This window comes from Nocardioides aromaticivorans, from assembly GCF_013408525.1.
GTDB lineage: Bacteria > Actinomycetota > Actinomycetes > Propionibacteriales > Nocardioidaceae > Nocardioides > Nocardioides aromaticivorans.
This window is the reverse complement of record NZ_JACBZM010000001.1, coordinates 2,695,964-2,722,516: the sequence shown is the minus strand read 5'-3', so window position 1 is coordinate 2,722,516 and position 26,553 is coordinate 2,695,964. Positions and strand designations below refer to the sequence as shown.

Below are 26,553 nucleotides of genomic sequence, written 5' to 3'. Positions count from 1 at the left end.
GCAGGCTACTCAGCGACCGGCCGTGACGTCGCCCCGGGAGAGCGTCGGGTCGCCGAAGGTCTCGGCGGGGTCGAAGCCGGTCGCCATGATCTTGTTGTCCGCGTCGACGAAGACCACGTGCGGCTGGTACTCCTTCGCCTCCTCGGTGCTCATCTGGCCGTAGGCGATCAGGATCACCAGGTCGCCCGGGTGCACAAGGCGGGCGGCGGCACCGTTGATGCCGATCACGCCGCTGCCCCGCTCGCCGGCGATCGTGTACGTCTCCAGGCGGGCGCCGTTGGTGATGTCGACGATGTGCACGAGCTCGCCGGCCAGCAGGTCGGCCGCGTCGAGCAGGTCCTCGTCGACCGTCACGGAGCCGACGTAGTGCAGGTCGGCCTGCGTGACGGTGGCGCGGTGGATCTTGCTCTTCATCATGGTGCGCAGCATGGGAGTCTCCCTGGGTTCAGTACTGCTCGGAACTGCTTCAGAAATGCAGGGGCATGTTGTCGATGAGCCGGGTCGTGCCGACCCGGGCCGCGACGAGGATCCGGCCCTCGGTGCCGCTCTCCGGGTAGTCCGGCAGCTCACCGAGGCCGGTCGTGGTGAGGGCGAGGTAGTCGAGCTCGATGCCGGGCTCGGCCTTGAGCACGCCCATCGCCGCCCAGCGGGCCGCCGGGACGCCGTACTCCGCGCGGTCCTGGCCGGCGCGCAGCGCGCGGCTCAGCACGGCGGCGACCTGGCGCTGCTCCGCGTCGAGGTAGCGGTTGCGGCTCGAGCGGGCCAGGCCGTCGGGCTCGCGGTCGGTCGCGCCGCCGACGATCTCGATGCCCAGGCAGAGGTCGGCGACCATGCGGCGGATCAGCGCGAGCTGCTGGTAGTCCTTCTCGCCGAAGACCGCGACGTCGGGTCGGACCAGGCCGAAGAGCTTGGCGACGACGGTGAGCACGCCGCGGAAGTGCCCGGGACGGCTGGCGCCCTCGAACCGGTCCGCCAGCGGGCCGGGCTGGACGGTGACGGCCTCCGAGGCGACGCCCTCGTGCGGGACGCCGTCGGGGTACATCTCGGCGACGACCGGGGCGAAGACCACGTCGACACCCTCCTGACCCGCCATGTCGAGGTCGGCGTCGAAGGTCCGCGGGTAGCGGTCGAGGTCCTCGCCGGCCCCGAACTGCAGGGGGTTGACGAAGATCGACAGCACCACCGTGCCCTCGGCACCCGCGCGCTCACGGGCGATCCGCAGCAGCGTCGCGTGGCCCTCGTGCAGCGCGCCCATGGTCGGCACGAACACGACCGGGCCTCGGCCGCGGCGCGGCGCGACCAGCGCGTCGAGGTCCGACCGGCTGCGCGCGACAGCCGGGGTGGTGGCGACGGTCATGCCTGCTCCGAGCGCTCCGTGCGCTCCGTGCGCTCCATGTGCTCCGTGTGCTCCACCCGCGACGGCAGGATCCGGCGCTCGCCGTACGCGCTGAGCACGGTGGCGATCTTCTGGCCCTGGATCGGGAGGAGCCGGCCGTCGGTGACCGAGCGGTCGAGGGTGGCCCACGCCATCGCGACGTACGACGGCAGCGTGTCGGGCGCGTTGGCGGAGATGTCCTTCAGGTGCGCCGCGACGGTCTTCACGTCACCGCGGACGATCGGGCCGGTCAGCGCGGCGTCGCCGTGCGCGAGGGCGTTGTCGAGCGCCGCGTCCAGCAACGGGCGCAGGGTGCCGGCCGGGTCGTCGACGCCGGCGGCGGCCAGCAGGCCCATCGCCTCGCTGACGAGGGTGACGAGGTGGTTGGCGCCGTGGGCGAGGCCCGCGTGGTAGAGGGTGCGCATCTCCTCGGGCACCCAGTTGGCCGTGCCACCGAGGTCGGCGACGAGGCCGGCGGCGAGCTCGCGCTCGCCCTCGCCGGCGGTCAGGCCGAAGACGCAGCCCCGGAGCCGGTCGATGTCGACGGCCGTGCCGGTGAAGGTCATCGCCGGGTGCAGCGCGATCACGCGCGCGCCGACGGCCGCGGCGGGCGCGAGCACGGCGAGGCCGTGCCGGCCCGAGGTGTGCGCGACGACCTGGCCCTCGCGGATCGCGCCGCTGTCGGCCAGCACGCGCACCACGTTGGGGAGCATGTCGTCGGGGACGGTCAGCAGGAGCAGGTCAGCAGCCCGGGACACGTCGCTCGGCTTGCGCAGCGGGACGCCGGGCAGGAGCTCGGCGGCGCGGCGACGCGAGGCGTCGGACTCACCGGCAGCGGCGACGACGGGGTGACCGGCAGCGCGGAGACCCGCGGCCAGGACGGCGCCGACGCGACCCGCGCCGACGACACCCACGCTGAGCGTGTGGGACATCGTGAACCTTTCGTTCCGGTCCCGCCGACCACTGCCCTCGCGGGCAGCCGGTGTGGGTACCGGACGTTGTGCTCATGGGCGCCCCGGGGTTCCGGGACGGTTCAACCGTACGCCGGTGCGCGGGGCCGCGAAAACGGTTCGGGTCGGTGGGATGGGTCACACGGCCGAACGGTTGCGGGCGACGCTGACGACCACCGTCGTGCCCGGCTCGGGGTGGAGGCGGCCGGTGACCAACTCGATGCCGGGGCCGGCGTCCGCGTCCAGGCCGCCGCGCTGGAGGAGCACCACGGGGACGTCGGTCAGCTTCGCCAGGCACTCCAGCCGGGTCCAGCGCTCCCAGAACCCCGCCTCGCCGTGCCGGGCGGCCAACGCCGGCGGGACGGGTCGGTCGATCTCGGCGTCGACGGCCACCGCGCGGTCGACGGGTCCCGTCCAGGCCACCACGCGACCGTCCGAGAGGTGCGAGCGGGCGGCGTACCGGCTCAGCTCCGCGTCGGTGCCGACGCGGAGCAGCTGCAGGGCGTCGACCCGGCGCTGGGCGCCGTCGCGAGCGTCGTCAGGCGGGTGTGATGGCAAGGCGCAGGCGCGACGGCGGTCTGGTTGCACCATCGAGCGTCTGCAACGCAGCCAGCGCGCCCGGATGGCGGCGCGCAGCAGGGGTCCAGCGCCGGGTCGGCGCCTAGATGGAGCCGCCACCGTCGATGACGATCGCCTGGCCGTTGATGTTGGTCTGGTCCAGCAGCAGCGTGCGGACCACGGGCACGACGTCCTCGGGCGAGGTCATCGCGCCGGAGGGGGTACGACGGACGATCGACTCGAGCTGGTTGGCGCCCAGCACCGCCGACATCTCCGAGGCGAAGAAGCCGGGGGCGACCGAGTTGGCGAGCACCCGGCCGGCCATCTCGCGGGCGATGGCCCGGGTGGCCCCGTCGAGGCCGGCCTTCGTCGAGGAGTAGGCGACCAGGCCCTGGTAGCCGCGCTGGCCGCAGATCGAGGTGATGTTGACCAGCCGGCCCTTGCGGCCCTTGCCCATCAGCCGGCGCAGCCAGAACCGGGTGAGCACGAGCGGCGCGGTCAGGTTGGTCTCGATGATCCGCGCGATCTCGTCGGCGGAGGTGTGGACGTGGAGCGAGTCCTGGCCCACGGCGGCGTTGTTGACGAGGCCGTCGATGATGCCGAGCTTCGCCTCGACCTCCTTGACGAAGGCCTGGGTGGCCGCGGCGTCGGTGATGTCGACGGAGCCGAAGTGGCTGGTGTCCGGGAAGCGCGCGGCGAGCGCGTCGAGCTCCGGCGTGACGGTGCGGGCGAACGCGGCCACCTTGACGCCCTGCTCGAGGAGGTCGGTGACCATGGCGAGGCCGAGGCCGCGCGAGGCGCCGGAGATGAGGACCACGCCGGCGGGCGGGACGAGGGTGGCTTCAGACATCGCTCTTCAGGGTCTCCTTGGTCGGGATGGCGGCCAGCAGCTTGATCCGCCGCGGGACGCCGTACTCCGGCAGCCGCTCGGCACACCAGCGGTTGAGCTCGGCCAGCACGTCGGGGGCGGTCGTCTCGCCCGAGGTGAGGACGACGTCGGCGACCACGAGGTTGCCGACCAGCGGGGCCTTGCGCCCCCGCACGTGCGCCCACGCGACGTCGGGGTGCGACTGCAGGACCGCGCGGACGACGCCCGCCGACACCTTGGCGCCGCCGATGTTGATCTCGTCGGAGTCGAGGCGACCGGTGATCAGCACGCGACCGTCCTCGACGACCACGGCGTCACCGGTGCGGACCGGGCCGCCGAGGCCCTCGCCGTGGTGCGGGGAGGTGATGACGAGCTCGCCCTCGACGACGTCGATCCGCGGCCGGCCCTCGGCCTCGCGGCCCAGCCACTCGACGGGGAACCCGGCGCGGCCGTCGTGGACGACGATCGACGCGCCGACCTCGGAGGAGGCGTAGAGCCAGGAGATGCGGGCGTCGGGGAAGAAGGTGCGCAGCTGGTCGAGGATCGCCTGGTCGACGGGCTCGCCGCCGAGGCTGACCTGCTGCAGCGGCACCTTCGCGAGGTCGTCGGCCTGCGACATCGTGGTCTGCCGCCAGAAGGTCGGGGTGCCCGAGGCGGCCGTGACGCCGTGCTCGATGCCGGCGGCGACCCACTCGTCCAGCCGCGAGGGGTCGACGACGACGAGGTCCTGGCCCGCGGAGCCGAGGCCGAGGGTGACCACCTGCCACCAGGCGTAGGTGCCGGGCGAGTAGGGGCACAGCCAGGTCCGCGGCGCCATGTCGCCGGCGACCGTGGTCAGGGAGTCGAGGGTGTGGCCGATCTGCTTCGGGCGGCCGGTCGAGCCCGACGTGAGCAGCCACAGCCGACCCGGCTCGGGCTCGCGGGTCACCGAGGCGAGCTCGACCGAGCCGTCCGGGTCGACGATGTTGAAGCCGGCGGCGCGCAGCTCGGCGCGCAGGTTGGCCTCCATCCGGCCCGCCGCGACGACCAGGAACTCCGCCCCGGTCTCGGCGTGCTGCTTGACCGCGCGCAGGGCGGCGTACGACGAGTCGACGACCACCGCGGCCGGCGCCGGGTAGTCCAGCGGCTCGAGGTCGCCCCAGGTGACCTGCTCGCCGGTCGAGGCGTCGGTCAGGCGGTTGGACGGGTGGCGCAGGCTCACGCGGCCTGGATCTCGGTCAGCAGGTCCAGCACGTGGCCGACGGTCGTGATCTGGCGCAGGCCGGCCGCGTCGAAGTTGAGCTCCTCGTCGATCTCGTCCTCGACCCGGAGGGCCAGCTCGCTGAAGTCGAGCGAGCGGAAGCCGATGTCGGCGAGCAGCGCGTCGTCGCTGTCCGGCAGCGTCTTGTCCTGGGCGGCCAGGACCTCACCCATCAGCTCACGAAGGCGATTGCGGGGAACCGTCGTCATGTCGGGCAGACTACCGTTAGCCCCGGACGAGACCGCACTCCCAGCGGTCCCTGCTGGTCGAGGAGGAAACCATGCTGCGTCCCGCCGCCGACGGCGACGTCGACGCCATGCGTGTGTGGCGCAACCAGCCGGCCAACCGCGCCGTCAGCATCAACGACCACGTCATCACCGCCGAGGAGCACGAGGCGTGGTGGGAGCGCACCCGGAGGGACCCGACCCGGCTCACCCTCGTCTTCGAGTACGCCGACCGCCCTCTCGGCATCGTGAACTACTTCGACATCGCCGACGACCGCTCCCGATGTTCGTGGGGCTTCTACCTCGACAGCGAGACCGTGGAGGCCGAGGGCCTCGCGCTCCTCGCCTGGATGCAGGTCATGAAGGAGGCGACCGCCTACGCCTTCGACGAGCTGGGCGTCGACGTACTGCACGGCGAGGTGCTCAGCGAGAACGAGGCGGTCCGCTCGATGAACCGCCGCTTCCGCTTCGTCGAGGGGCCCGCCGAGACCCGCAGCAACGGTGAGCGCACCCTCACCGTCCACCCGATCAGCCTGCGCCGCGAGGACCGCCGCGGTGCCCGCAAGACCACTGCACAGGAAGGCACCCGATGAGCCTCGAGGCCATCCAGGTCGGCACCCGCACGATCGGCCCCGACCACGAGCCGTTCGTGATCGCCGAGATGTCGGGCAACCACAACGGCGACCTCGAGCGGGCCCTCGACATCGTCCGGGCCGCCGCCGACGCCGGCGCGCACGCGGTGAAGATCCAGACCTACACCGCCGACACGATCACCCTCGACGTCGACTCCCCCATGTTCCGGCTCAGCGCGGACCACCCGCTGTGGCCCAACCGCCGGCTCTACGACCTCTACACCGAGGCCCACACCCCCTGGGACTGGCACGAGCCGATCTTCGCGCTCGCCCAGGAGCTCGGCATGCTCGGCTTCAGCGCCCCCTTCGACCCGACCGCCGTCGACTTCCTGCACGGCCTCGGCGTCCCGATGATCAAGTCGGCCTCCAGCGAGATCACCGACCTGCCGCTGATCCGCTCGATCGCCGCCACCGGGCTGCCGACGATCATCTCCACCGGCACCGCCACCATGGGCGAGATCGACGCGGCCGTCCGTGCGGCGCGCGAGACGGGCAACGAGCGGCTCGTGGTGCTGGCCTGCACGGCGTCGTACCCTGCGCCGCCGGAGGCGTCCAACCTGCGCGGCATCCCGGTCCTGCGCGACGCGCTCGACGTCCAGGTCGGCCTCTCCGACCACACGCTCGGCATCGGCGCCTCGGTCGCGGCGGTCGCCCTCGGTGCCACCGTGATCGAGAAGCACCTCACCCTCGACCGCGCCGACGGCGGGGTCGACGCCGACTTCTCGCTCGACCCCGGCGAGTTCGCCTCGCTCGTCCGCGAGACGAAGATCGCCTGGCAGGCCATGGGCGAGGCCCGGATCGGCCCCAAGGAGATCGAGGCCGAGGGCCTGCGCTTCCGCCGCTCCCTCTTCGTCTCCCGCGACGTCAAGGCCGGCGAGAAGGTCTCCGCCGACAACGTCCGCTCGGTCCGCCCCGCCGACGGCATGCCGCCGGACTCGTTCCGCGACATCGAGGGCCGGGTCTTCCGCGAGGACGTCCCCCTGGGCACCCCGATGTCGCTGGACCTGCTGTAGCACTGCGCGAGCGCGGCTCCGCCGCCAGGGCGGCAGCAAGCTGCCGGGAGGCGGCTCCCGTCGCGCTGCCGCGCCGCGGTTGTCCTCCGTAGGCCCACACGAGGTCTGGCGGCAAGCCCGCCGCAACCTCGGCGGATCCTCAGCCGTTGGCTGGTCCCGTCAGCGGACGGTGACGGCCCAGTCGACCAGGGACGGGGCGCCGCCGGGGGTGGACTTCTGCAGTCGGACCAGGACCGGACCGGTGCCGGCGGGGAGCTCGAGGACGGGGCCGTCGATCCGGGCCCCGGGGACCTCGTCGCCGTCGAGCGTGAGCACGCTCAGGGCGATGCCGTGGGTGCGGTCGACGGTGCGGTCCTGGGCGAGCTCGCGTACGGCGCGGCCGGGGTGCTTGACCCGGGCGCGGCGGCCGCGCAGGCGGTCGCCACCGATCCCGCGGACGGCGACCTCGACCCGGCTGCCCCGGTCGGGCTCACCGGGGTTGACCACGAGGACGCCGCTCTGGCCGAGCACGAGCGCACCCTGGTCGTCGCGCCGGCCCACGGCGACGCGCGGCTTGACGGGCTCGGCGCCCAGGCGCAGGTGGACACGGGAGATCGCGACGCCCACGGCGCCGTCCTCCATCGCCGCGCCGTTGGGCCAGGCGCGGTCGTCGGCGCGGGTCGACTCGAGGCCGATCATCAGCAGGCCGTCCTCGCCGATCTGGTCGGGGGTCACCTGGAAGACCACGCGCTCCGTGCTCGCCTCGCCGTCGAGCGGACGGAGGCCGAGCACGGCGCCGGCGACGGCCCGGCCTTGAGCGGTGATCCGCAGCGAGCGGTGACGGCCGGAGACGTCGGGCATCTCGACCTCGGCGTCCTTGTCGTCGTTGCGCTTCATCTTCGCGCGGGTGCCGATCAGGTGGTCGTGCCACATCCGGTTCGACAGCGCGTCGACGCGGAGGTCGACCTGCACCGTGAGCACCTCGGTGGTGGGCACGATCGACAGCCCGAGCAGGCCCGAGGGCCGTACGACGCGGGCGAGCCGGTGCGGCGCCCGGACGGCACCGTCGATCAGCGCGACCGCCCCGGGCACGTTCTGGTCGAGGCTGATCGGCAGCTCGTGGCTGACCGACTCCTTGTCGAAGTCGGTCGCGACGTGGAGCGACGGGAGCTCGAAGACCTTGGGCTGCTGGGTCATGCCGTCACCGCCCCGAGCTGGATCGCCAGCGCGTCGGGTGAGACCTCCCAGTCGAACCGTGACAGGAAGGGTTCACGGCGCCGCCACATCCGTTGCACGGCCGCGAACGCCGGCTCGCCGTCGGCCTCGACGTGCAGCATGTTGATGGAGAGGATCTCGAAGAGCCGGTCGCCCTCGCCGACGGGCCACTGCTGGACCAGGCCGGACGGGACGTCGCTGGCGCAGCGGTAGAACCACATCCACAGCCGGGCGCGCTCGACCTGGTCGGGGGTGATCAGCACCTCGCCGGCGAGCAGGCCCTCGATGTGGCGGGTGAGCTCGGAGAAGTACTCCTCGACCGACTCGGTCACGGTGGTGAACCCGCAGGCGCTCCACTCCGACCAGCCGCACTGGAGGGCGGGGATGCCGAGGGCGGGGTACTCGCTGCTGACGCTGCCGCGCACGGTGAGCACGAGGTCGGTCAGGGCCGTCAGGTAGTTCTTCGAGAGGTCGAGGCTGCGCATGAACTTCATGTGCGGCTGGTCGGCGTAGCGGGCCGCGACGCCGTCGAAGAACCCCGTGGCGTCGTACATGTGCTGGTGGGGGTGGTCGAGGAAGAGCCAGTTGACCTCGTCGTGCTCGGCCGCCCAGGCCGCGGTCTTCTCGATCCAGTCACCGAGGTCCTCGAAGACCTCCCAGTTGGTGCCGAGCGCGTCGGACACCGCGTGGTTGAAGACCGAGATCGTCGGCTTCGAGGGGTCGAGGCCGACCCGGCGGCCCGCAGGCACCCGGACGGCGGCCCGGTCGGCGGGCGTGCGCAGCTCGACGCTGGAGAAGTCGGCGCCGGCGCGCCACCACGACGGTCGGCCGAGGGTGGCCTTGGCACGGGCCTGGGTGAGCTCCGAGCTGCGGTGCAGCAGCTCGCGGTTGGGCCACACGTGCTTCTCGAAGAACTCGCCGAGCTGCGTGGTCAGCCCGGCGCGGATCGGCGCCCCGGCGGGCAGCTTCTCCGGGAACAGCCCGTAGACCTTCAGGCCGCCCGTGGACTGCGGGAAGAGGACGGGTACGTCGTGGCGGATCGCCGCCTCGACCGCGAGCCCGAAGTTGTTGTAGTCGACGTGGCTCGAGATCAGCGCGACGACGTCGTTGTTGGCCAGCAGGGCGTCGTAGATCTTCGCGAACTCGACGCTGCGCGCGGTGACCTGGTCCTTCTTCGCCTGGATCTCCGGGGAGTCGTCGAGGCGGGCGACCAGCGCCATCCGGCAGGTGGTGGCGTAGACGATCTCGTCGAGCTTGTCGGCGGGGATGCCGGAGTCCGGGAGGTCGCCGCCGAGGTCGACCCCGGCGATCTCCATCGGCTCGGCCGTGCCGGCGACGCGGGCGTCGACCAGCGCGTGGGCGTCGAAGACCGCCTCGGCGCCGTACGCCGTGGCCATCGCCGAGATCTCCTCGAGGTTGAAGTAGGTCCAGATGATCTGGTTCCAGTCCTCGTCGGCGCCGCTGTAGACGACGATCCGGGCCGGCTCCATCCGGCGCAGCGCGTTCGCCACCGTGAGATTGCGCAGGGTCACCCGGAGGTCCTGGCTCATCGCCTCGACGAGGATGATCCGCTCCGACGGGGGCGGGACGTTGTTGCGCCAGAAGACGGTGGAGGTCCGCAGGAACGGCCGGAAGTCAGTCAGCTCGCGCACCCCGCAGTTATATCAACCGGAGGCCGGTTCCCCGGTCTCGAGAAGGCTCTCCACGACGCGGCTCCGGCCCTGTCCGTCGACCAGCTCCCAGCCCTTGCGACGCAGCCGGTTGCGGGCGTCGGCGTCGTCGAGGGCCGCGCCGAGGACAGCGGTCGCCGCCTCCGGCTCCTGTCGTACGACGTCCAGCAGGCCGAGCGGGAACGTGAGCCCTCCGTCGACGACGCGCCCGTAGGACTCGACCTGGTTGTCGGCGACGCACACGAAGGCGACCGCAGCCCCCAGGCAGAGCAGCTCCCAGCTCGACGTGCCGGCGGCGCTCACCACCAAGTCGGCCGCGCGGACCTGCTCGGCGAGGCGGTCCGTGGGCGGGATCACCTCGATCTCCTGGCCCTCGGCGGGCCGGACCGCGGCCAGCGCGGCGCGGCTCTCGTCGGTGGCGGCGACCACGGACAGCCGGAACGGGCGACCGGTCGCGACGAGCGCATCGGTCAGCACGGGCGCCGCACCGTAGGCGTCGGTGCCGCCGAAGAAGGCGAAGACCCGCGGCGGGCCGGTCGGTGCCGGCACCTCCGGCGTGGCCGGCCGGTGGCGCAGCACCTCGTCGCGCATCAAGGCGTAGCGCAGCCCCGCGAGCCGCACCGCTCCCTCCGGCAGCGCGCGACGGTCGTCCTCGGCGCCGATGTTCTGGTCGAGGAAGACGTCCGCGACCCGGCCACCGAGGTCGCCGTCCACGAACGCCAGCGTCCGGTACGACGCCCGCACGGCGTCGTACACGGTGGGCGGCAGGCGGTAGGAGTCGATGACGACGGCCTCGGGCGCGAGCTCGTCGACCTGGCGCAGCTGCTCCTCCACGGTCGGCGCGGGCGGGACGGAGGCGAAGCCCCGAGCGGCGAGCTGCGCGGCCGCGAACGGGACGGCGGACGCATCGACGAGGAAGCGGACGTCGCGGCCGCGGGCGTGCAGCTCCTCGGCGAGCGCGAGGCAGCGCATCAGGTGGCCGACCCCGATGTCGGGTCCGAGGTCGCACCAGACGACGACGGTCCCGCTGGTTGTGCCCTGCGACACCCTCAACCACCTCAATTCCGGCCGTGACCGCGCGCAACGGTATCGTCGGTCCGATTCATCGTGGCGGGGACGGGCCCCGCCCCCGCCCGACGGAAGGCGTCCGCGTGTCCATCCTCCAGGGGTCCAGCATCCTGATCACCGGTGGCACCGGTTCGTTCGGGAAGGCCTTCATCCGCTACGCCCTCGACAACCTGAACCCGCGCCGCCTGGTGATCATCAGCCGCGACGAGCTCAAGCAGTTCGAGTGCCGGCAGATGTTCAACGACGACCCCCGGCTGCGCTGGTTCATCGGTGACATCCGTGACCGCGAGCGGCTGACCCGCGCGATGCACGACGTCGACTACGTCGTCCACGCGGCCGCCCTCAAGCAGGTCGACACCGGCGAGTACAACCCGTTCGAGTTCATCAAGACCAACGTCCTCGGCTCGCAGAACGTCGTCGAGGCGGCCATCGACTCCGGCGTGAAGAAGGTCGTCGCGCTGTCGACCGACAAGGCCTCCTCGCCGATCAACCTGTACGGCGCCACGAAGCTCACCGCCGACAAGATCTTCATCCTCGGCAACAACTACGCGGCGTCGTACCCGACCCGCTTCGCCGTCGTCCGCTACGGCAATGTCACCGGCTCGCGCGGCTCGATCATCCCGAAGTGGAAGGCGATGGCCGAGCGCGGCGAGAAGCTGCCGATCACGGACCTGCGCTGCACGCGCTTCCTGATCACGCTGCCGCAGGCGGTCCAGATGGTCGTCGACACCTTCGACCTGATGCAGGGCGGCGAGCTGCTCGTCCCGCACATCCCCTCGCACAAGGTCGTCGACCTGGCGCACGCGGTCGTGCCGGACGCCGAGTTCGTCGACATCGGCCTGCGCCCGGGCGAGAAGCTCCACGAGGAGATGATCAGCCCCGAGGAGGGTCGCCGCGCGGTGATCATCCAGGGCGGCAAGTACTACGTGATCGAGCCGGAGACCCCGCAGTGGGGCTACAAGCCGATCGCCGACGCCGTCCCGGTGCCCGAGGGCTTCCACTGCGCCTCGGACAAGAACGACATCTGGTGGGGCGTCGAGGACCTCCGCAAGGTGCTCGAGTCGGGCATCTGAGCCGATGCTCCCCTACGGTCGCCAGTCGATCACCGAGGACGACGTCCAGGCGGTCGCCGAGGTCCTCCGCGGTGACTGGCTGACGACCGGTCCGACCGTCACCCGGTTCGAGGAGGCCATCGGCGCGCTCGCCGGCGGCCACCGGGCCGTGTCGTGCACGTCGGGCACCGCCGCGCTGCACATGGCCTACGCCGGTGCCGGCGTCGGCGCGGGCGACGAGGTCGTCACGACGCCGATGACCTTCGTGGCCACGGCGTCCGGCGCCTCGATCCTCGGCGCGAAGGTCGTCTTCGCCGACACCGAGGAGGACACCGGCCTGATCGACCCGGCCGCCGTCGACGCGCTCGTCACCGAGCGCACCAAGGTCGTCGCCGCCGTCGACTACACCGGTCACCCCGCCGACTACGCCGCGCTGCAGCCGATCGCCGACCGGGTCGACGCGCTCACCCTCGCGGACGCCGCCCACTCCATCGGCGGCTCGGCCGGAGGACGGCCGGTGGGCGACCTGGCCGACATCACGACGTTCTCGTTCTTCCCGACCAAGAACATGACGACGACCGAGGGCGGGGCCGTGGTGGCCAAGTCCGACGCGATCGCCCAGCGCGCCCACGAGTTCCACTTCATCGGCATGGTCCGCGACGCCGACCGGTTCAAGAACCCCGACCAGGGCGCGTGGTGGTACGAGGTCCACGAGGCCGGCCTCAACTACCGGCTGACCGACGTCGCGTGCGCGCTCGGGCTGTCCCAGCTCGCGCGGCTCGAGGCCTTCAAGCAGCGGCGCGCGGAGATCTGGGCCCGCTACAACGCCGCCCTCACCGACGTCGACGGCGTGCGGATCCCCGTGCAGCGCGACGGCGTCGACCCCGTGTGGCACTTCTACTGCGCCCGCATCCTCGACGGCCGCCGCCGCGAGGTGTTCGACAAGATGCGCGAGCGCGGCATCGGCGTCCAGGTCAACTACATCCCGGTCTACTGGCACCCCGTGTACGCCGACGCCGGCTACCAGCGCGGCATGTGCCCCAACGCCGAGGCGTTCTACGCCGAGGAGCTGTCGCTGCCGCTCTTCCCCGACCTCACCGACGCCGAGGTCGACCGCGTCATCGAGACCCTGATCGACGTCCTGGGCTGAGGCTCGCAATGACCGCGCGCGTCCAGGTCGTGCTCCAGTCGCGGCTCAGCTCCTCACGGCTGCCGGGCAAGGCGCTGCTGTCCGTGGCGGGCCGGCCGATGGTCGTCCTCGCCGCGCAGCGGGCCGGCAACGCCGGGCACCCGGTGCTGGTCGCGACCAGCGACCAGCCCGAGGACGACGTCATCGCCCTGGCCTGCGCCGACGCCGGGGTCGCGGTGGTCCGGGGGCCGCTGGACGACCCGCTGGCCCGCTTCTTGCTGGCTGCCTCGGGCCTCGAGGACGCCGACGTCGTCGTACGGCTGACGGCGGACAACGTGGTGCCCGACGGCGACGTCGTGGGCCAGCTGGTCGCCGCCCTGCAGGCCTCGGGCCGGCGCTACGCCCGACTCGGTGGCGACGACCCAGCGCTGCCCTACGGCGTGGCGGCCGAGGCGTTCACCGCGGGCCTGCTCCGCGAGGCCGACGCCGCGGCGGTGACACCCTTCGAGCGCGAGCACGTGACGCCGTGGATGCGGGAGCGCGAGGGCGACCTGCGCACCTCCCTGACCGGCATCGGCGACTGGGCCGGGCTGCGCTGCACGGTCGACACCTTCGACGACTTCGTGGCGGTCGCCCGGATCCTCGCCGGGGTGGGCGATCCCGTCGGGACGGACTGGCGGACGGTCTGCGAACTGGTCGCCGCCGCATCCGACCTGCGTCCCCCGCTGCCGGTCCGCGACAACCCGCTCGGCCAGTCCGCGCTGGTGCTCGGCACCGTCCAGCTCGGCGTCGAGTACGGCGCCGCCAACTCCGGCGGCCTGCCGTCCGACGCCGTCGTGGCCGACGTGCTGGCCGCGGTACGACGCAACCGGATCACCCACCTCGACACCGCCCGTGGCTACGGCCGCTCCGAGCAGCGCCTCGGCGTCGCCCTGCGACGCGGGCTGTCGGAGCACGCGGGCGTGGTCACCAAGGTGATCCCGCTGGCCGAGGGCGACGGCGCCGCCGCGGTGGAGGCATCGGTGCATACCAGCCTGCGCGCGCTCGGGTCGTCGTCGGTGGCCGCGCTGCTCGTGCACCGGGCCGCGGACTGGCACCGCCCCGGCGTGGCCGACGCGCTGGCGGGTCTGGCCGCGGCCGGCACCGCGGCCGTGGTCGGAGCCAGCATCTCCTCCCCCGACGAGCTGGTCACGCTGCTGGCGGACCCGCGCTGCGGCTACGTGCAGCTGCCCTTCAACGCCCTCGACCGCCGTTGGCTCGCACCCGACGTCCAGTCGGCGCTCGCGGCCCGCCCCGACGTCGTCGTGACCGTCCGCTCGGTCTACCTGCAGGGGCTGCTCGCCGCCGGCACCGACGCCCGCTGGCCCGCCCTGCCCGGTGTCGACGGGTCGGCCGTGACCGCCTCGCTGGACCGGGCCGTCGAGGAGCTGGGCCGGACGTCGCGGGCCGACCTCTGCGTCGCCTACGTCCTCGGCCACCCGTGGGTGACCTCGATCGTCGTCGGCGCGGAGACGGCCGACCAGGTCGACGACACCGCCGCGCTGGTGCACCGTCCCGCCCTCACGCCCGACGAGATCGAACGGGTGCACGCGCTGGTCGCGCCCGGCCCGGTCGCGCTGGTCGACCCGAGCAACTGGAGCTGACATGTCGTCCCTGTTCGACCTGACCGGCACCGTCGCGATCGTCAGCGGCGCCTCCGGCCGGCTCGGCCCCGCGATGGTGACCGCGCTGGCCGGCGCGGGCGCCACCGTCGTCGCCGTGGGCCGCTCCTCCTCCCGCCTCGCCGAAGCGGTCGGGGACGTCCCCGGCGTCGAGCTCGCGACCTGCGACATCACCTCCGACGAGTGGCCTGCCCTGGTGGCCGACGTCGCCCAGCGGCACGGCCGGCTCGACGTACTCGTCAACAACGCGCACGTCGCCCGCGGCGGCTCGATGCGCACCTCCACCGACGACGACTACCGCGAGGCCTTCGACCTGGCCGTCACCGCCTCCGCGCGCGCGATCAACGCCGCCCGCCCGGCCCTCGCCGCCTCCGCCGCGGCCGGCGGCCCGGCGTCGGTGGTCAACGTGTCGTCGATGTACGGCGTCGTCGCGCCCGACCTCTCGATCTACGCCGCCGAGGCCCACCGCAACCCGCCGTTCTACGGCACCGCCAAGGCCGCGATGCTCCAGCTGACCCGGTACGCCGCCGCCGAGCTCGGCCCCGAGGGGATCCGCGTCAACGCGCTGGTCCTCGGCCCGTTCCCCGGCGAGCCGGGCACGCCGGAGGCGGAGGAGCTGCTCGGGAGGATCGCCGGCCTGACCCTCCTCGGCCGGGTCGGGCAGCCCGAGGAGGTCATGAGCGCGCTGCTCTTCCTGGCCTCCCCCGCCTCGTCGTTCGTGACCGGGTCGACGGTCGAGGTCGACGGGGGCTGGACCGCCCGCTGAGGCGAGCCGGTCTTCCCGTTCAACTACCGAATTTGTCGTCCCTGCTGGGCGATCACGACAATTCTGGTAGTTGCGTGGCCAACCGACCGGCCCGCTCAGGCCTTGTCGAGGCCCGTTGCCGAGTCGACGCCGGCCCTCTCCTCGAGCACCCGCAGGCGCTCCTCGAACACCGTCGCGGCGCTGATCCGCGCCCGGACCCGGGCGTGCTCGGCCCGGACCTCCTCGAGCACGTTGCGGGCGGCCTCGACGTCGGCGGCATCGCCGGTGGGCGAGGGAGCGAGGCGCGCGGCCAGCTCCTCGACCCTCGTCTCGAGGGCCGCGAGCTGCGGACCCATCCGGCCCAGCTCGCGGACGGCGTCGGCGAGCCGGCGCTCGAGGTCGGCCATCCGCGGCCCGACGTCGTCGGGCAGGCGGTGCGCACGGCGCAGCGCCCGCACCACGTCCTTCGGACCGGGTCGGCTCATGCTGCTTCCTCCTCGGAGTCGGTCGGCCAGAACCGTACCTGCCCGTCCTTCCACCACCGCTGCAGGAGCGCGCCCTCGGCGGAGATCCGGTGCTCGGGGCCGATCCGGCCGCGGGCACCGGACTGGTAGTCCCACCGCTCGGGCGAGGGGTCGGCGACGTAGGACAGGCCGGTCAGGTGGACCTGCGCCTCGGGGAACAGCACCCGGGCGAGCCAGGCGGCCGTCGTACCGGTGGTCGGGGCGATGCCCTCCTCACGCCACGGCACGCCCAGCTCCTCGAGCAGCGGGACGGCGACGGCGTCGTTGCGGGCGACGACCAGGCCGAGGTCCGCGGGCCACGAGCCCGGCCAGACCTCGGGGCGGTGGAACATCCGCATCGGCTCGAGCAGGACGTAGAGCCGGGACGGGTAGTCGGCGAAGGACGAGGGCGTGGCCCGCACCATGCGCCCCCACAGCACGACGCTGGTACGACGCCCGGCGACCGGGTCACCGCCCGGCTGGTCGAGCACGAAGCTGTTCGTGCGCAGCACCAGGTCGCAGCCGTCGATCATCGCGGCGCGGGCCGGGGAGGGAACCATCGGCGCGTTGCCGACGACCGCGATCGACCGCACCTCGCCGGGGGCCCCTGGACCACCGGAGCCCGCTGGGCCACCGGGCCGGGCGTAGGACGCGAAGAGGTCGCGCAGCGGCACCAGCCGCGGATCAACCACGGAGCCTCCGGGCGATCGCGCCGCGCACCCGCGCGGGCAGCGGGCGGGGCGCGGGCGGGAGCGCCTGCGCGACCGCCTCCTCGGCGCGACGCTGGGCGCGCTCGTCCAACCGCTGCTCGATCGCCTCGTGCTGGCGGATCAGGGCCTCCAGGGCGGCGTCGAGCAGCTCGGAGTCGGAGATCTCCGAGGGCAGTCGCACGGCGTCGACGACATTGGCGGCGAGGTCGGCCGGGTCGCCCACGACGTCGACCTCGCCGGACAGGGCGGCCAGCTGGTCGACCATCTGCTGCGAGCGCTCGGTCACCCACGGCACGTACGGCGCCGGGACGCCGATCTTGCCGGGGTTCGGCGCGGTGAAGAGTCCGTCGCGCATCAGGTTGTCGCGCACGACCCGGATGTAGCGGTCCCGCATCGGGAAGCGGTCGCCCAGGCGGTCGTTGAACCGGCGGAGCAGCTCGGCCTCGGCCAGGCCCAGCGACGGGTTCTGCATGCCCTCGGGGGCGTTCGGGACGTCGGGGTCGAAGCCGACGATCGAGCAGAAGCGGTGCCACAGCAGCTTCGGGTCCGCGCCCGGCGGGGGCACGGTCAGCACGTGGAACCGGCCGGGCTCGAGGAACTCGCCCCAGCGCCGGTAGACCTGCACCGGGTCCTGCACCTGCCAGAACGCCTGCTCGGGCTCGTCGCGCAGCCGGTCGAGGTAGTGCTCGTAGGTGATCGACGAGCGTGCCCTCAGCGACTGCTGCCACTCCGCCGGGACCTGCCGGGCGAAGTCACGCGCGGCGTGGATGACGTGGACCGGGATGGGCGCGAGCGAGCTGACGATCCGCTCGATCTGCTCGGGCGGGGTGCCGCAGAGCAGCTCCTCGCTGATCAGGGCGACACCCTCGTTGAGGTGCGCCCGCTCGACGACGAGGTCCCAGGTCGCCGCGAGCTCCTTGTCGGCCCAGATGCCGCCGCGCAGGTCCGCCACGGCGTCGAACTGCATCCGGCGGTTGCCGGGCGGGAAGAAGAAGCCCTGCGCCCGGAGCTCCTCCTTGTTCAGCCAGATCATCCGCTGGAGGAAGCTGGTCCCCGTCTTGGGGGCCCCGATGTGCAGGTAGATGGCGCTGGCAGTCAACGGGGCGGGTCCTTCTCGGTCGGGCGGCGTGCAGCCATCCTAGGAGAGGGCACGAGGGCGGCGGGTCAGGCGGTCTTGCCCTTCTGCCACTTGCCCGCGGCGGCCCGCTCGGCCTGCAGCTCGCTGGTGACGACGTCGAGCTCGGCCTCCAGCTCCGCCATGCGTACGACGGCGTGGTGGGCGCGCTCCTCCGCGTCGGCCAGGCGGCCGTTGAGCCGCTCGGTCTCCCGCCGGGCCTCGGCTGCCTCGTCGCGGGCCTCGCTGAGGTCGCGGCGGGCGTCGGCCAGCTCGGCCGCGGCGTCGCCGAGGCGCTTCTCGAGCCGGGAGATCGTCGCGTCGCGCTTGGCGACCTTGCCGGTCATGTCGGCCGCGAACTCGACGTTCTCGGCGGTGCGGACCTCGGTGAGGTCGGCGTACGCGCGCGCCTGCTGGGCGCGGTCGCGGGCCGCCTCCTCACGGGAGTCCAGCAGCTCGGAGTGGGTGATCTTGGTGGCCGTGGCGCCGAGCAGCACCGCCACCAGCCCGGCGACGGTGACGAGCAGCCAGGATCCGGTCAGGGCCGTGGCGACGACGGCTGCCGCCGACACCACGATCATGAGCGCGGCGACCACGAGACGGGTCGACCGCTGGCGACGACGGTTGCCGACGGGGGAAGTCATACCAGCACGTTATGCCTCGGGAGGCTCCTGGGACCGACGACACGCTCGTCACACCTGTCACAGTGGTTACATCCGCACGATAGTCCCGGGCCAAAAGCACCGGGACGCGGGCGTTTTCGGTGCTTTTGACCCGGGACTACCGCAGCGGGGCAGGAGGGTCAGGGCGTCGGGTCGTCGTCGCGGACCCGGCAGGCCCGCTCGAGCAGCACCGCCGCGACCACCGCCAGCACGGCACAGCCGCCGGCCGCGACCGAGCCGATGATCCGCTCGTCGGCCTGCTCGGCGGGGTCGCCGATCCAGCTCAGCGCGTAGCCCGCGTAGCCACCCGCGACGAGCGCCGCGACCAGCGCGCTGGCGCGCGCGAGGACGAGCCGGTTGACCGCCTGGTGGGCCTCGAGCCGCTCGTGGCGGACGTGGACCGCGCGATGGGTCACCCAGGCGACGTACCCGAGGATCGCGGCCAGCAGCAGCAGGGCGAGCGGCTGGCCGAGGCTGACCAGCGGCGGGACGAAGCCCATCCGGTCGGCCAGCGGCTTCACGGCCCAGCCGCCGACCAGGCCCACGGCCGCCCAGCCGACCAGGGTCAGCGGCGGCGTGGGGCGCAGCGAGCCGGACGGAGGCTCTGCGGGGTCCCGGTCGGGCTCCCTGCCGTCGCCCTCCCGGCTCACCGTGCGGTCACCGTGGGGTCACTCGATCTCGAGGACGAGGTCGGGGCGCGGGGTCAGGCCGTCGGTGCCGACCTTGGCCAGCAGCTCCGCGACGGGGCCCCGGTCGAGGAACTCGGCGTCGGGCTCCAGGTCGAGCCACGGCTGCAGCACGAAGGCGCGCTCGTGGGCCTGCGGGTGCGGGAGCCTCAGCTCCTCCTTGTCGCTGCGGCGGTCGCCGACGACGATCAGGTCGACGTCGAGGGTGCGCGGGGCGTTCTTGACGTCGCTGCGCAGGCGGTCGAAGGCGTCCTCGATCGCGAGCGCGCGGTCGAGCAGGCGGTGCGCCGACAGCGTGGTGTCGGCGAGGACGACGGCGTTGAAGAAGGTCTGCGAGTCCGGCGGGCAGTCGACCGGCGTGGTCTCGTAGACCGGCGAGACGCCCGTGACCCACACGTTCGGGGTGTCGGCGAGGGCGTCGACACCGCCCTGGAGGTTGGCGAACCTCTCGCCGAGGTTGGAGCCGAGCGCGATCACGACCCGACGGATCGGGCGCATCTCCCCAGTGAGGGTGTCCGCGTCGATGATGTTCGGGTTGGGGGTCTCGGTCATGCTGGGGCCTCTTCCTTGCCGGTTCGGTTTCCCGCTGTTTCTCCCGCTCGGCGGCGAGTGATGGTCAGGCGCACGTCAGCGAACGTCGCCTGGATGGGCGCGTCCGGCTTGTGCACCGTCACACGCGTCCATTCAACACGACTGTCCAACAGAGCGACATCGGCTATCCGCTGGGCGAGGGTCTCGATGAGGTCCACCGGGTCCCGCTCCACGGCCGCGACGACCCGGTCCACCAGACCGCCGTAGTCCACCGTCTCGGCCAGGTCGTCGCTCGCGGCGGCCGGCCGGGTGTCGACACCCAGCACCAGGTCGATCCTGAAGACCTGTCCGTCGCGGCGCTCGTGGTCGAAGACGCCATGGTGTGCGAAGCACTCGATGCCGAGGATGCTCAGCTCGTCGGTCACGCGTCGCGCTCCTCTCGCCCCGCTGCCCGATCAGCGGTGTGTCCGGTCCACTGTGCCGCAACGGCCAAGGCGTCGCGGTGGGCGCGCACATCGTGGACCCGCAGGCACCACACGTCCGCACCGCCCAGCCCGGCCGCGAGCAGCGCGGTCAGGGCCACGCCCGCCGCCTCCCGCTCCCCCACCGGCCGCGGCTCGCCGTGCGCGTCCGCGAGCAGCCGGCCGAGGAAGGTCTTGCGGCTCGCACCGACCAGCAGCGGGAACCCCAGGCCGACCTCGCCGAGGTGGCGCAGCAGCTCCCAGTTGTGCTCCGCGAGCTTCGCGAACCCGAGCCCGGGATCCAGCACGATCCGGTCGTCCGCCACCCCCGCGGCGCGGATCGCCGCGACCCGCTGCGCGAGCTCCGCGGCCACGACGGGGACCACGCCGCCGTCGTACTCGGTGAACTGCTGCATCGTCGCGCTGTGCGCCCGCCAGTGCATCGCGACGTACGTCGCCCCGGTCTGCGCCGCGACGTCGAGGATCGCGGGGTCGGCGAGCCCGCCGGAGACGTCGTTGACGATGCTCGCGCCGGCCTCGACGGCCCGCGCCGCGACCTCGGCGCGCATGGTGTCGACCGAGACCCTCGCCCCGTCCGCGGCCAGCGCCTCGATGACGGGTACGACGCGGTCGAGCTCCTCCTCGAGCAGCGGCCGGGTCGCCCCGGGCCGGGTCGACTCACCGCCGACGTCGAGGATGTCGGCCCCGTCGGCCAGCAGCTGGCGCCCGTGCGCGATCGCGCGCTCGGGGTCGTCGTACCGCCCGCCGTCGGAGAACGAGTCGGGCGTGACGTTGACGACCCCCATCACGAGCGGCAGTGCAGTCACGCGGGTGACCCTATCGACTCCTCCGACCGTCTGGCCCCTCGGCCGAGTTGCCGCTTTTCCGGGTCGAGTTGCCAGTTCGCCCGATCGAGTTGCCGTTTCGGTGGCGGCGCCGCCACCGAAACGGCAAGTCGACGCGGCAAAGTGGCAAGTCGACCCGAAAAGACGGCAAGCCGGCGGACGGCGGGGGGTGGGTCAGCCGCGGGGGCCGCTGTGGATCAGCGCCATCGCCTCGGCGCGGGTGGCGGGGTTGTGCATGATCCCGCGCACGGCCGAGGTGATGGTGCGGGCGCCGGCCTTGCGCACGCCGCGCATCGTCATGCAGAGGTGCTCGGCCTCGATCACGACGATCACGCCGCGGGCCTCGAGGATCTCCATGAGCGAGTCGGCGACCTGGGTGGTCAGCCGCTCCTGCACCTGCGGACGCTTGGAGTAGACGTCGACCAGGCGGGCCAGCTTGGACAGGCCGGTGATCTTGCCGCTCTCGGCGGGGATGTAGCCGACGTGGGCGACCCCCGTGAACGGGACGAGGTGGTGCTCGCACATCGACCACAGCTCGATGTCGCGGACCAGGACCATCTCGTCGTGGCCGATGTCGAAGGTCGTGGTCAGCACGTCCTCGGCCGACATCCGCAGGCCGGCCGTCAGCTCGGCGTAGGCCCGGGCGACGCGGGCCGGCGTCTCCAGGAGTCCCTCGCGCTCGGGATCCTCGCCGATGGCGATGAGCAGCTCGCGGACGGCCGCCTCGGCGCGCGCCTGGTCGAAGGCGGGCACGTCCTCGGGACCCCGCGCGGGGACGGTGATCGGGTCAGCCACGACCGACCTCAGGCACCCGGGTTCGGCGGCTGCGGGTCCGTCGACGGGGACGGCGAGCCGCCGTACACGTCGCCACCCGGGCCGGGCGGGGTCAGGATCGCTCCGCCCTCCTTGCCCAGGTCGACCTGCTGGCCGTTCTGCTCGGCGCGACGGCGGATCTCCTCGGGGATCTCCACCGGCGGGATGTCCGAGGGGATGCGGGTCGGGGAGCCGGTCCACGCGGGACGGACGGGGCGCAGGCGGAGGGCGGTGAAGATCTCCGCGACCTCCTCCTTGTCGAGCGTCTCCTTGTCGAGCAGCGCGAGCACGAGCGCGTCGAGCACGTCGCGGTTCTCGACCAGGATGTCGAAGGCCTCCTGGTGCGCGGCGGCGAGGAAGTTCTTCGTCTCCTCGTCGACGATCGCGGCGACGTCCTCGGAGTAGTTGCGCGAGTGGCCCAGGTCGCGGCCCAGGAAGGGCTCCGAGTTGGACTCACCGAGCTTGATCGCGCCCAGCCGCTCGGTCATGCCGTACTGCGTGACCATCGCGCGGGCCAGCGAGGTGGCCTTCTCGATGTCGTTGCCGGCACCCGTGGTCGGGTCGTGGAAGATCAGCTCCTCGGCCGCCCGGCCGCCCAGCATGTAGGCGAGCTTGTCGAGCATCTCGGAGCGGGTCTGGGAGTACTTGTCCTCGTCGGGCAGCACCATCGTGTAGCCCAGCGCCCGGCCGCGCGGCAGGATCGTGATCTTGTGGACCGGGTCCGTGCCCGGCAGCGCCGCCGCGACGAGGGCGTGGCCGCCCTCGTGGTAGGCGGTGATCAGCTTCTCCTTCTCCGTCATGAGGCGGGTACGACGCTGCGGACCCGCGATCACACGGTCGATCGCCTCGTCGAGGATCTCGGCGGTGATGACCTTCTTGCCGTTGCGGGCGGTCAGCAGCGCGGCCTCGTTGAGGACGTTGGCCAGGTCGGCGCCGGAGAAGCCGGGGGTACGACGGGCGACGGCCAGCAGGTCGACGTCCTCGTAGAGCGGCTTGCCCCGCGAGTGGACGTCGAGGATCCGCTTGCGGCCGGCGAGGTCGGGCGCGTCGACCTGGATCTGGCGGTCGAAGCGGCCCGGGCGCAGCAGGGCCGGGTCGAGCACGTCGGGACGGTTGGTGGCCGCGATCAGGATGACCCCGCCGCGGACGTCGAAGCCGTCCATCTCGACGAGGAGCTGGTTGAGGGTCTGCTCGCGCTCGTCGTGACCGCCGCCCATGCCGGCGCCGCGGTGGCGGCCGACGGCGTCGATCTCGTCGATGAACACGATCGCGGGAGCGTTCTCCTTGGCCTGCTCGAACAGGTCGCGCACGCGGGAGGCACCGACGCCGACGAACATCTCGACGAAGTCGGAGCCCGAGATCGAGTAGAAGGGGACGCCCGCCTCACCGGCGACGGCGCGCGCGAGCAGGGTCTTGCCGGTGCCCGGCGGGCCGTAGAGCAGCACGCCCTTGGGGATCTTGGCGCCGACGGCCTGGAACTTGCCGGGCTCCTGGAGGAACTCCTTGATCTCCCCGAGCTCCTCGATCGCCTCGTCGCACCCGGCGACGTCGGCGAAGGTGGTCTTCGGCATGTCCTTGCTGATCATCTTGGCCTTGGACTTGCCGAACTGCATGACGCCCCGGCCACCGCCCTGGACGTTGTTCATGAGGAAGACGAACAGCAGGATGATCAGCGCGAAGGGCAGCAGCGTCGCGAGCAGCGACCCGAGCAGGCTGGGCTGCGGGTTCTTGGAGTTGGACTCCTTGATCGTGCCCTTGTCGACCTGCTCCTTCACCGCGGCGAGGAGCGTCTCCTGCTCGCCCTGGATGTAGTGCGAGAGCACCTTGTCGCCCGAGTCACGGGTGCCGTCGTCGAGGGTGGCCTCGATGGACTGGTCACCGTCGATGAAGGTGATGTCCTTGACCTGGCCCTCGGCGATGTACTTCTCGAGCCGGGAGGTGGGGATCTCGTCGTACCCGCCTCCGGGCGCGAGGAACTCGAGGGCGAGGACGACGGTCACGACCGCCACCACGATCCAGAGCCAGGGGCCCCTGAACACGCGCTTCACGTACTTACCCGCTCCCCATATTCCACGACAGGATCAGACGACGGTACACGCCGCCACGATCCCCATTCTGTCCGGTCCATGGTGACCGGATCCAGCGGAGGCGCCTGTACGCCCCGGGGAGCCCAACGGGCGGGGCGGGGTCCGGGTTCCCGGAGGGCCGGAATCGCGCTCGGCCGATCAGGAGTAGACGGAGGGCGAGAGGGTGCCGATGTCGCGCAGGTTGCGGTAGCGCTCGCGGTAGTCGAGGCCGTAGCCGACGACGAACTCGTTGGGGATGTCCCAGCCGACGTACTTGGGCGTGACGGGCATCTGGAGCGCCTCCGGCTTGCGCAGGAGGGTGGCGATCTCGACGCTGGCCGGACCACGCGAGCCGAGGTTGGAGGTCAGCCACGACAGGGTGAGGCCGGTGTCGATGATCTCGTCGACGATCAGCACGTGCCGGCCCGCGATGTCGGCGTCGAGGTCCTTGAGGATCCGCACCACGCCGGACGACTTGGTGCCGGAGCCGTAGGACGACACCGCCATCCAGTCCATCTCCACGTGCTTGTTCAGCGAGCGTGCGAGGTCGGCCATGATCATCACGGCACCACGCAGGACGCCGACGAGGACGAGCTCCTTGCCCTCGTAGTCCCGCTCGATGTCGGCCGCCAGCTCCGCGACCCGGTCCTGGATCTGCTTCTCGGTGAAGAGGACCTCGACCAGGTCGTCCGCGACGTCGCTTGCCTGCATGGGCGTCAGCCTGCCACAGCCGTGGGCCTGAAAAGCAGCCGGGAGCCGTCGCGGTATGCCGTGACGTGGCCCGGAAGCTGGACCTCGCCGTTGATCGCCCCCAGCGCGAGCTGGTGGAGGGCCGTGACGTGCACGTGGAAGAGCTCGCTGTCGCGGGCGCCTGCGGCCAGCGCGGCCAGCCGCAGCACCCGGGTCGCGACCGCCCGGGGCAGCTCCTCCAGCTCCTCCCGGTCCAGCCCCTCCGGCCCGCCGATCCGCTCGTACGACGCCAGCGCGATCCCGTCCAGCGCCTCGACGTCGTCGCGGACCTGGTCGGCGGTGCGGGCCAGCGTCGCCGCGACACCCGGCCCCAGCTCGTCCTCCAGCACGGGCAGGACGCGCTGGCGGACCCGGACCCGCGCGAAGCCGGGGTCGCTGTTGTGGGGGTCGTCCCAGAACTCGATGCCCTCGGCCAGGCAGGCGGCGACGGTGTCGGCGCGGGCGACGTCGAGCAGCGGCCGGTCGTAGTGGTCGAAGCTGCGGCGCATCCCGGCGATGCTGCGGCCGCCGGAGCCGCGGGCCAGCCCGAGCAGCACGGTCTCGGCCTGGTCGTCGCGGGTGTGGCCGAGCAGCACGCTCCGCGCGTCGAAGTGCACGCGCATCTGCTCGAGCACGTCGTACCGGGCGCGACGGGCCGCCGCCTCGATGCCGAGACCGGCCGGGTCGACGTGCACCCGCGCCGTGGCGGTCTCGTCGGCGCCGAGGGCCGCCATCTGGTCCACGACGCGGGCGGCGTGCGCCGCGGAGCCCTCCTGCAGGCCGTGGTCGACGGTCACGCCGATCACCCGGACGCCGGGCCTGCGCGCCTCGAACACCGTGGCGCTGAGCAGGGCGAGCGAGTCGGCACCGCCCGAGCAGGCGACCAGGACGGCGTGGTCACGCTCGAGGCCGGCGATCGCCCGTCGTACACCGTGACGGACGGCGGCGACGGCGGGGTGGAGGCCCATGACCCGGCGCCTCAGGCGAGGACGCGGCGGATCCAGCCCTCCGGGTCGGCCAGCTCGGCCTTGCCGGGGAGGTTCTCCGGGCCCGCCCACACGGCGTTGAACTCCTCCATGCCGACCTTGTCGACGACGGCCCGGACGAACTGGGCGCCGTCGCGGTACTGCGCCATCTTCGCCTCGAGGCCCAGCAGCCGACGCAGGACGCGGTCGAGCGCACCGACGCCCTGGCGGCGCTTGGTGAACTTCTTGCGGATCTCGGCGACGCTGGGGATCACGGTCGGGCCGACGTCGTCCATCACCACGTCGGCGTGGCCCTCGAGCAGCGACATCATCCCGGTGACGCGGTCGAGGACGTCGCGCTGCTCGGGGGTGCTGAACATGTCGACGATGCTGCCGCCGCCGCGGGCCGCCTTGAGCGCCTCGGCGATCCGCTCGACGCCGCCGTCGAGCAGGCCGCCGGGGTCGACGGTGTCGCTGAGCGCCTCGATCTCGGAGAAGAGGTGGTCGCGCATCCACGGCACCGCCGTGAACTGGACCCGGTGGGTCTCCTCGTGCAGGCAGACCCACAGCCGGAAGTCGTGGGGGTCGACGTCGAGCTCGCGCTCCACGTGGACGATATTGGGGGCGACCAGCAGCAGCCGGCCGTGCGGCGCGTGGAACGGGTCGAACTGGCCCAGCACCTTGCCGGCCAGGAAGCCCAGCAGGCCGCCGACCTCGGCGCCGGTGACCTTCGAGCCCACCTTGAGCGCCAGCCCGGACGGCGGCTTGTGCGCGACCAGCTTCTCCACCATCGGCCGGGTGGCGACGGCGAAGCCCTCCGCGTTGGCCTGCACCCAGCCGGGCCGGTCGACGACGAGGATCGGCGCGGTGCCGTCGGGGGCGTCGAGGCCGGTGAACTCCCGGACCAGGCCGGTCGAGCGGTTGGCGCCCGCCCGCAGCTCGGCCACGGCCTCATCGGCCTCCGCGCGGCTGACCACGGGCCCCTCGCCCGCCAGGCGGCTGCCCAGCGCGACGGCGAGCCGCCAGTCGATCATCTGGGGGAGCTCGGCGCCGGACGCGCTGGAGTGGCTCGATGCGGGCATGGGGGAA

At 72.7% G+C, this 26,553-nt stretch carries 29 protein-coding genes; 6 read left to right on the top strand and 23 right to left on the bottom strand.

Annotation, left to right across the window (positions count from 1 at the left end; genetic code table 11):
• Positions 1–9: 9 nt before the first annotated feature.
• From panD to BJ993_RS12850, 7 genes are all read right to left on the bottom strand, one after another.
• Entirely contained in the window at positions 10–429 is a 420-nt protein-coding gene (panD, locus tag BJ993_RS12880) for an aspartate 1-decarboxylase (RefSeq protein WP_036550064.1), read from the bottom strand.
• A 37-nt stretch (positions 430–466) separates the two neighbouring features.
• The gene (gene panC / locus BJ993_RS12875; protein ID WP_179649091.1) at positions 467–1,357 is read right to left on the bottom strand and encodes a pantoate--beta-alanine ligase; all 891 of its coding nucleotides are present in this window, start codon (positions 1,355–1,357) and stop codon (positions 467–469) included.
• Positions 1,354–2,307: a Rossmann-like and DUF2520 domain-containing protein gene (locus BJ993_RS12870; protein ID WP_179649090.1), complete on the bottom strand. Its 954-nt coding sequence runs from the start codon at positions 2,305–2,307 to the stop codon at positions 1,354–1,356. The genes panC and BJ993_RS12870 overlap by 4 nt, the downstream gene beginning before the upstream one ends.
• A 156-nt stretch (positions 2,308–2,463) precedes the next feature.
• Positions 2,464–2,916: a hypothetical protein gene (locus tag BJ993_RS12865; RefSeq protein ID WP_179649089.1), complete on the bottom strand. Its 453-nt coding sequence runs from the start codon at positions 2,914–2,916 to the stop codon at positions 2,464–2,466.
• 70 nt (positions 2,917–2,986) lie between these two features.
• The gene (locus BJ993_RS12860; RefSeq protein ID WP_036550059.1) at positions 2,987–3,733 is read right to left on the bottom strand and encodes an SDR family NAD(P)-dependent oxidoreductase; all 747 of its coding nucleotides are present in this window, start codon (positions 3,731–3,733) and stop codon (positions 2,987–2,989) included.
• Positions 3,726–4,952 carry an AMP-binding protein gene (locus tag BJ993_RS12855; RefSeq protein WP_179649088.1) on the bottom strand — a complete coding sequence of 409 codons (1,227 nt, stop codon included), beginning with the start codon at positions 4,950–4,952 and terminating at the stop codon, positions 3,726–3,728. The genes BJ993_RS12860 and BJ993_RS12855 overlap by 8 nt, the downstream gene beginning before the upstream one ends.
• Complete coding sequence (locus tag BJ993_RS12850) at positions 4,949–5,200, bottom strand: phosphopantetheine-binding protein (protein WP_036550057.1); 252 nt, start codon at positions 5,198–5,200, stop codon at positions 4,949–4,951. Before BJ993_RS12850 ends, BJ993_RS12855 begins: the two co-directional genes overlap by 4 nt.
• 71 nt (positions 5,201–5,271) lie before the next feature.
• Between BJ993_RS12850 and BJ993_RS12845 the strand changes: the two genes are divergently transcribed.
• Both BJ993_RS12845 and pseI read left to right on the top strand, forming a co-directional pair.
• A complete protein-coding gene (locus tag BJ993_RS12845; protein WP_179649087.1) occupies positions 5,272–5,808 on the top strand; it encodes a GNAT family N-acetyltransferase in 537 nt (178 codons plus the stop codon).
• Positions 5,805–6,860 carry a pseudaminic acid synthase gene (gene pseI / locus BJ993_RS12840; protein WP_179649086.1) on the top strand — a complete coding sequence of 352 codons (1,056 nt, stop codon included), beginning with the start codon at positions 5,805–5,807 and terminating at the stop codon, positions 6,858–6,860. Before BJ993_RS12845 ends, pseI begins: the two co-directional genes overlap by 4 nt.
• Before the next feature lie 159 nt (positions 6,861–7,019).
• Here pseI and BJ993_RS12835 read toward each other — a convergent pair whose 3' ends face one another.
• From BJ993_RS12835 to BJ993_RS12825, 3 genes are read right to left on the bottom strand one after another with little or no spacing between them, the layout of a single operon-like run.
• Positions 7,020–8,036 carry a hypothetical protein gene (locus tag BJ993_RS12835; RefSeq protein ID WP_036550050.1) on the bottom strand — a complete coding sequence of 339 codons (1,017 nt, stop codon included), beginning with the start codon at positions 8,034–8,036 and terminating at the stop codon, positions 7,020–7,022.
• Positions 8,033–9,706 carry a hypothetical protein gene (locus BJ993_RS12830; RefSeq protein ID WP_179649085.1) on the bottom strand — a complete coding sequence of 558 codons (1,674 nt, stop codon included), beginning with the start codon at positions 9,704–9,706 and terminating at the stop codon, positions 8,033–8,035. The genes BJ993_RS12835 and BJ993_RS12830 overlap by 4 nt, the downstream gene beginning before the upstream one ends.
• A gap of 12 nt (positions 9,707–9,718) precedes the next feature.
• Positions 9,719–10,771 (bottom strand): PseG/SpsG family protein, encoded by a 1,053-nt coding sequence (locus BJ993_RS12825; protein WP_179649084.1) that lies wholly within the window; start codon positions 10,769–10,771, stop codon positions 9,719–9,721.
• Between the two features lie 104 nt (positions 10,772–10,875).
• Between BJ993_RS12825 and pseB the strand changes: the two genes are divergently transcribed.
• From pseB to BJ993_RS12805, 4 genes are read left to right on the top strand one after another with little or no spacing between them, the layout of a single operon-like run.
• Positions 10,876–11,865 carry a UDP-N-acetylglucosamine 4,6-dehydratase (inverting) gene (pseB, locus tag BJ993_RS12820; RefSeq protein ID WP_036550045.1) on the top strand — a complete coding sequence of 330 codons (990 nt, stop codon included), beginning with the start codon at positions 10,876–10,878 and terminating at the stop codon, positions 11,863–11,865.
• Between the two features lie 4 nt (positions 11,866–11,869).
• Positions 11,870–12,994: a DegT/DnrJ/EryC1/StrS family aminotransferase gene (locus BJ993_RS12815; RefSeq protein WP_179649083.1), complete on the top strand. Its 1,125-nt coding sequence runs from the start codon at positions 11,870–11,872 to the stop codon at positions 12,992–12,994.
• Positions 12,995–13,002: 8 nt separating this feature from the next.
• The gene (locus tag BJ993_RS12810; protein WP_179649082.1) at positions 13,003–14,616 is read left to right on the top strand and encodes an aldo/keto reductase; all 1,614 of its coding nucleotides are present in this window, start codon (positions 13,003–13,005) and stop codon (positions 14,614–14,616) included.
• A gap of 1 nt (position 14,617) precedes the next feature.
• Entirely contained in the window at positions 14,618–15,400 is a 783-nt protein-coding gene (locus BJ993_RS12805; protein ID WP_179649081.1) for an SDR family NAD(P)-dependent oxidoreductase, read from the top strand.
• 95 nt (positions 15,401–15,495) lie between these two features.
• On the opposite strand, the gene BJ993_RS12800 is transcribed toward BJ993_RS12805, so the two are convergent.
• The 13 genes from BJ993_RS12800 to BJ993_RS12740 all read right to left on the bottom strand — a co-directional run bounded on the left by BJ993_RS12800 (position 15,496) and on the right by BJ993_RS12740 (position 26,546).
• A complete protein-coding gene (locus BJ993_RS12800) occupies positions 15,496–15,864 on the bottom strand; it encodes a hypothetical protein (RefSeq protein WP_179649080.1) in 369 nt (122 codons plus the stop codon).
• On the bottom strand, positions 15,861–16,574 hold the full coding sequence (locus BJ993_RS12795) for a glycosyltransferase family 29 protein (RefSeq protein ID WP_218864690.1): 714 nt from the start codon (positions 16,572–16,574) through the stop codon (positions 15,861–15,863). Before BJ993_RS12795 ends, BJ993_RS12800 begins: the two co-directional genes overlap by 4 nt.
• Positions 16,567–17,691, bottom strand: a complete 1,125-nt coding sequence (locus BJ993_RS12790; protein ID WP_179649079.1) for a hypothetical protein — start codon at positions 17,689–17,691, stop codon at positions 16,567–16,569. Before BJ993_RS12790 ends, BJ993_RS12795 begins: the two co-directional genes overlap by 8 nt.
• A 65-nt stretch (positions 17,692–17,756) precedes the next feature.
• Positions 17,757–18,350, bottom strand: a complete 594-nt coding sequence (locus tag BJ993_RS12785) for a hypothetical protein (protein WP_179649078.1) — start codon at positions 18,348–18,350, stop codon at positions 17,757–17,759.
• Positions 18,351–18,508: 158 nt separating this feature from the next.
• Entirely contained in the window at positions 18,509–19,018 is a 510-nt protein-coding gene (locus BJ993_RS12780; protein WP_308645560.1) for a DUF3180 family protein, read from the bottom strand.
• A gap of 18 nt (positions 19,019–19,036) precedes the next feature.
• On the bottom strand, positions 19,037–19,606 hold the full coding sequence (gene folK, locus BJ993_RS12775; RefSeq protein WP_036550036.1) for a 2-amino-4-hydroxy-6-hydroxymethyldihydropteridine diphosphokinase: 570 nt from the start codon (positions 19,604–19,606) through the stop codon (positions 19,037–19,039).
• Positions 19,603–20,010 carry a dihydroneopterin aldolase gene (gene folB, locus BJ993_RS12770; RefSeq protein WP_179649077.1) on the bottom strand — a complete coding sequence of 136 codons (408 nt, stop codon included), beginning with the start codon at positions 20,008–20,010 and terminating at the stop codon, positions 19,603–19,605. The genes folK and folB overlap by 4 nt, the downstream gene beginning before the upstream one ends.
• Positions 20,007–20,852: a dihydropteroate synthase gene (folP, locus tag BJ993_RS12765; protein WP_179652245.1), complete on the bottom strand. Its 846-nt coding sequence runs from the start codon at positions 20,850–20,852 to the stop codon at positions 20,007–20,009. The genes folB and folP overlap by 4 nt, the downstream gene beginning before the upstream one ends.
• Before the next feature lie 213 nt (positions 20,853–21,065).
• On the bottom strand, positions 21,066–21,644 hold the full coding sequence (gene folE / locus BJ993_RS12760) for a GTP cyclohydrolase I FolE (RefSeq protein WP_308645707.1): 579 nt from the start codon (positions 21,642–21,644) through the stop codon (positions 21,066–21,068).
• Between the two features lie 50 nt (positions 21,645–21,694).
• Positions 21,695–23,752, bottom strand: a complete 2,058-nt coding sequence (gene ftsH / locus BJ993_RS12755) for an ATP-dependent zinc metalloprotease FtsH (RefSeq protein ID WP_179649076.1) — start codon at positions 23,750–23,752, stop codon at positions 21,695–21,697.
• A gap of 177 nt (positions 23,753–23,929) precedes the next feature.
• Positions 23,930–24,481, bottom strand: a complete 552-nt coding sequence (gene hpt / locus BJ993_RS12750) for a hypoxanthine phosphoribosyltransferase (protein WP_179649075.1) — start codon at positions 24,479–24,481, stop codon at positions 23,930–23,932.
• A gap of 5 nt (positions 24,482–24,486) precedes the next feature.
• A complete protein-coding gene (gene tilS / locus BJ993_RS12745) occupies positions 24,487–25,467 on the bottom strand; it encodes a tRNA lysidine(34) synthetase TilS (RefSeq protein WP_179649074.1) in 981 nt (326 codons plus the stop codon).
• 11 nt (positions 25,468–25,478) lie between these two features.
• Positions 25,479–26,546 (bottom strand): Rv3626c family coenzyme F420 biosynthesis-associated protein, encoded by a 1,068-nt coding sequence (locus tag BJ993_RS12740; RefSeq protein ID WP_242530470.1) that lies wholly within the window; start codon positions 26,544–26,546, stop codon positions 25,479–25,481.
• Positions 26,547–26,553: the final 7 nt, after the last annotated feature.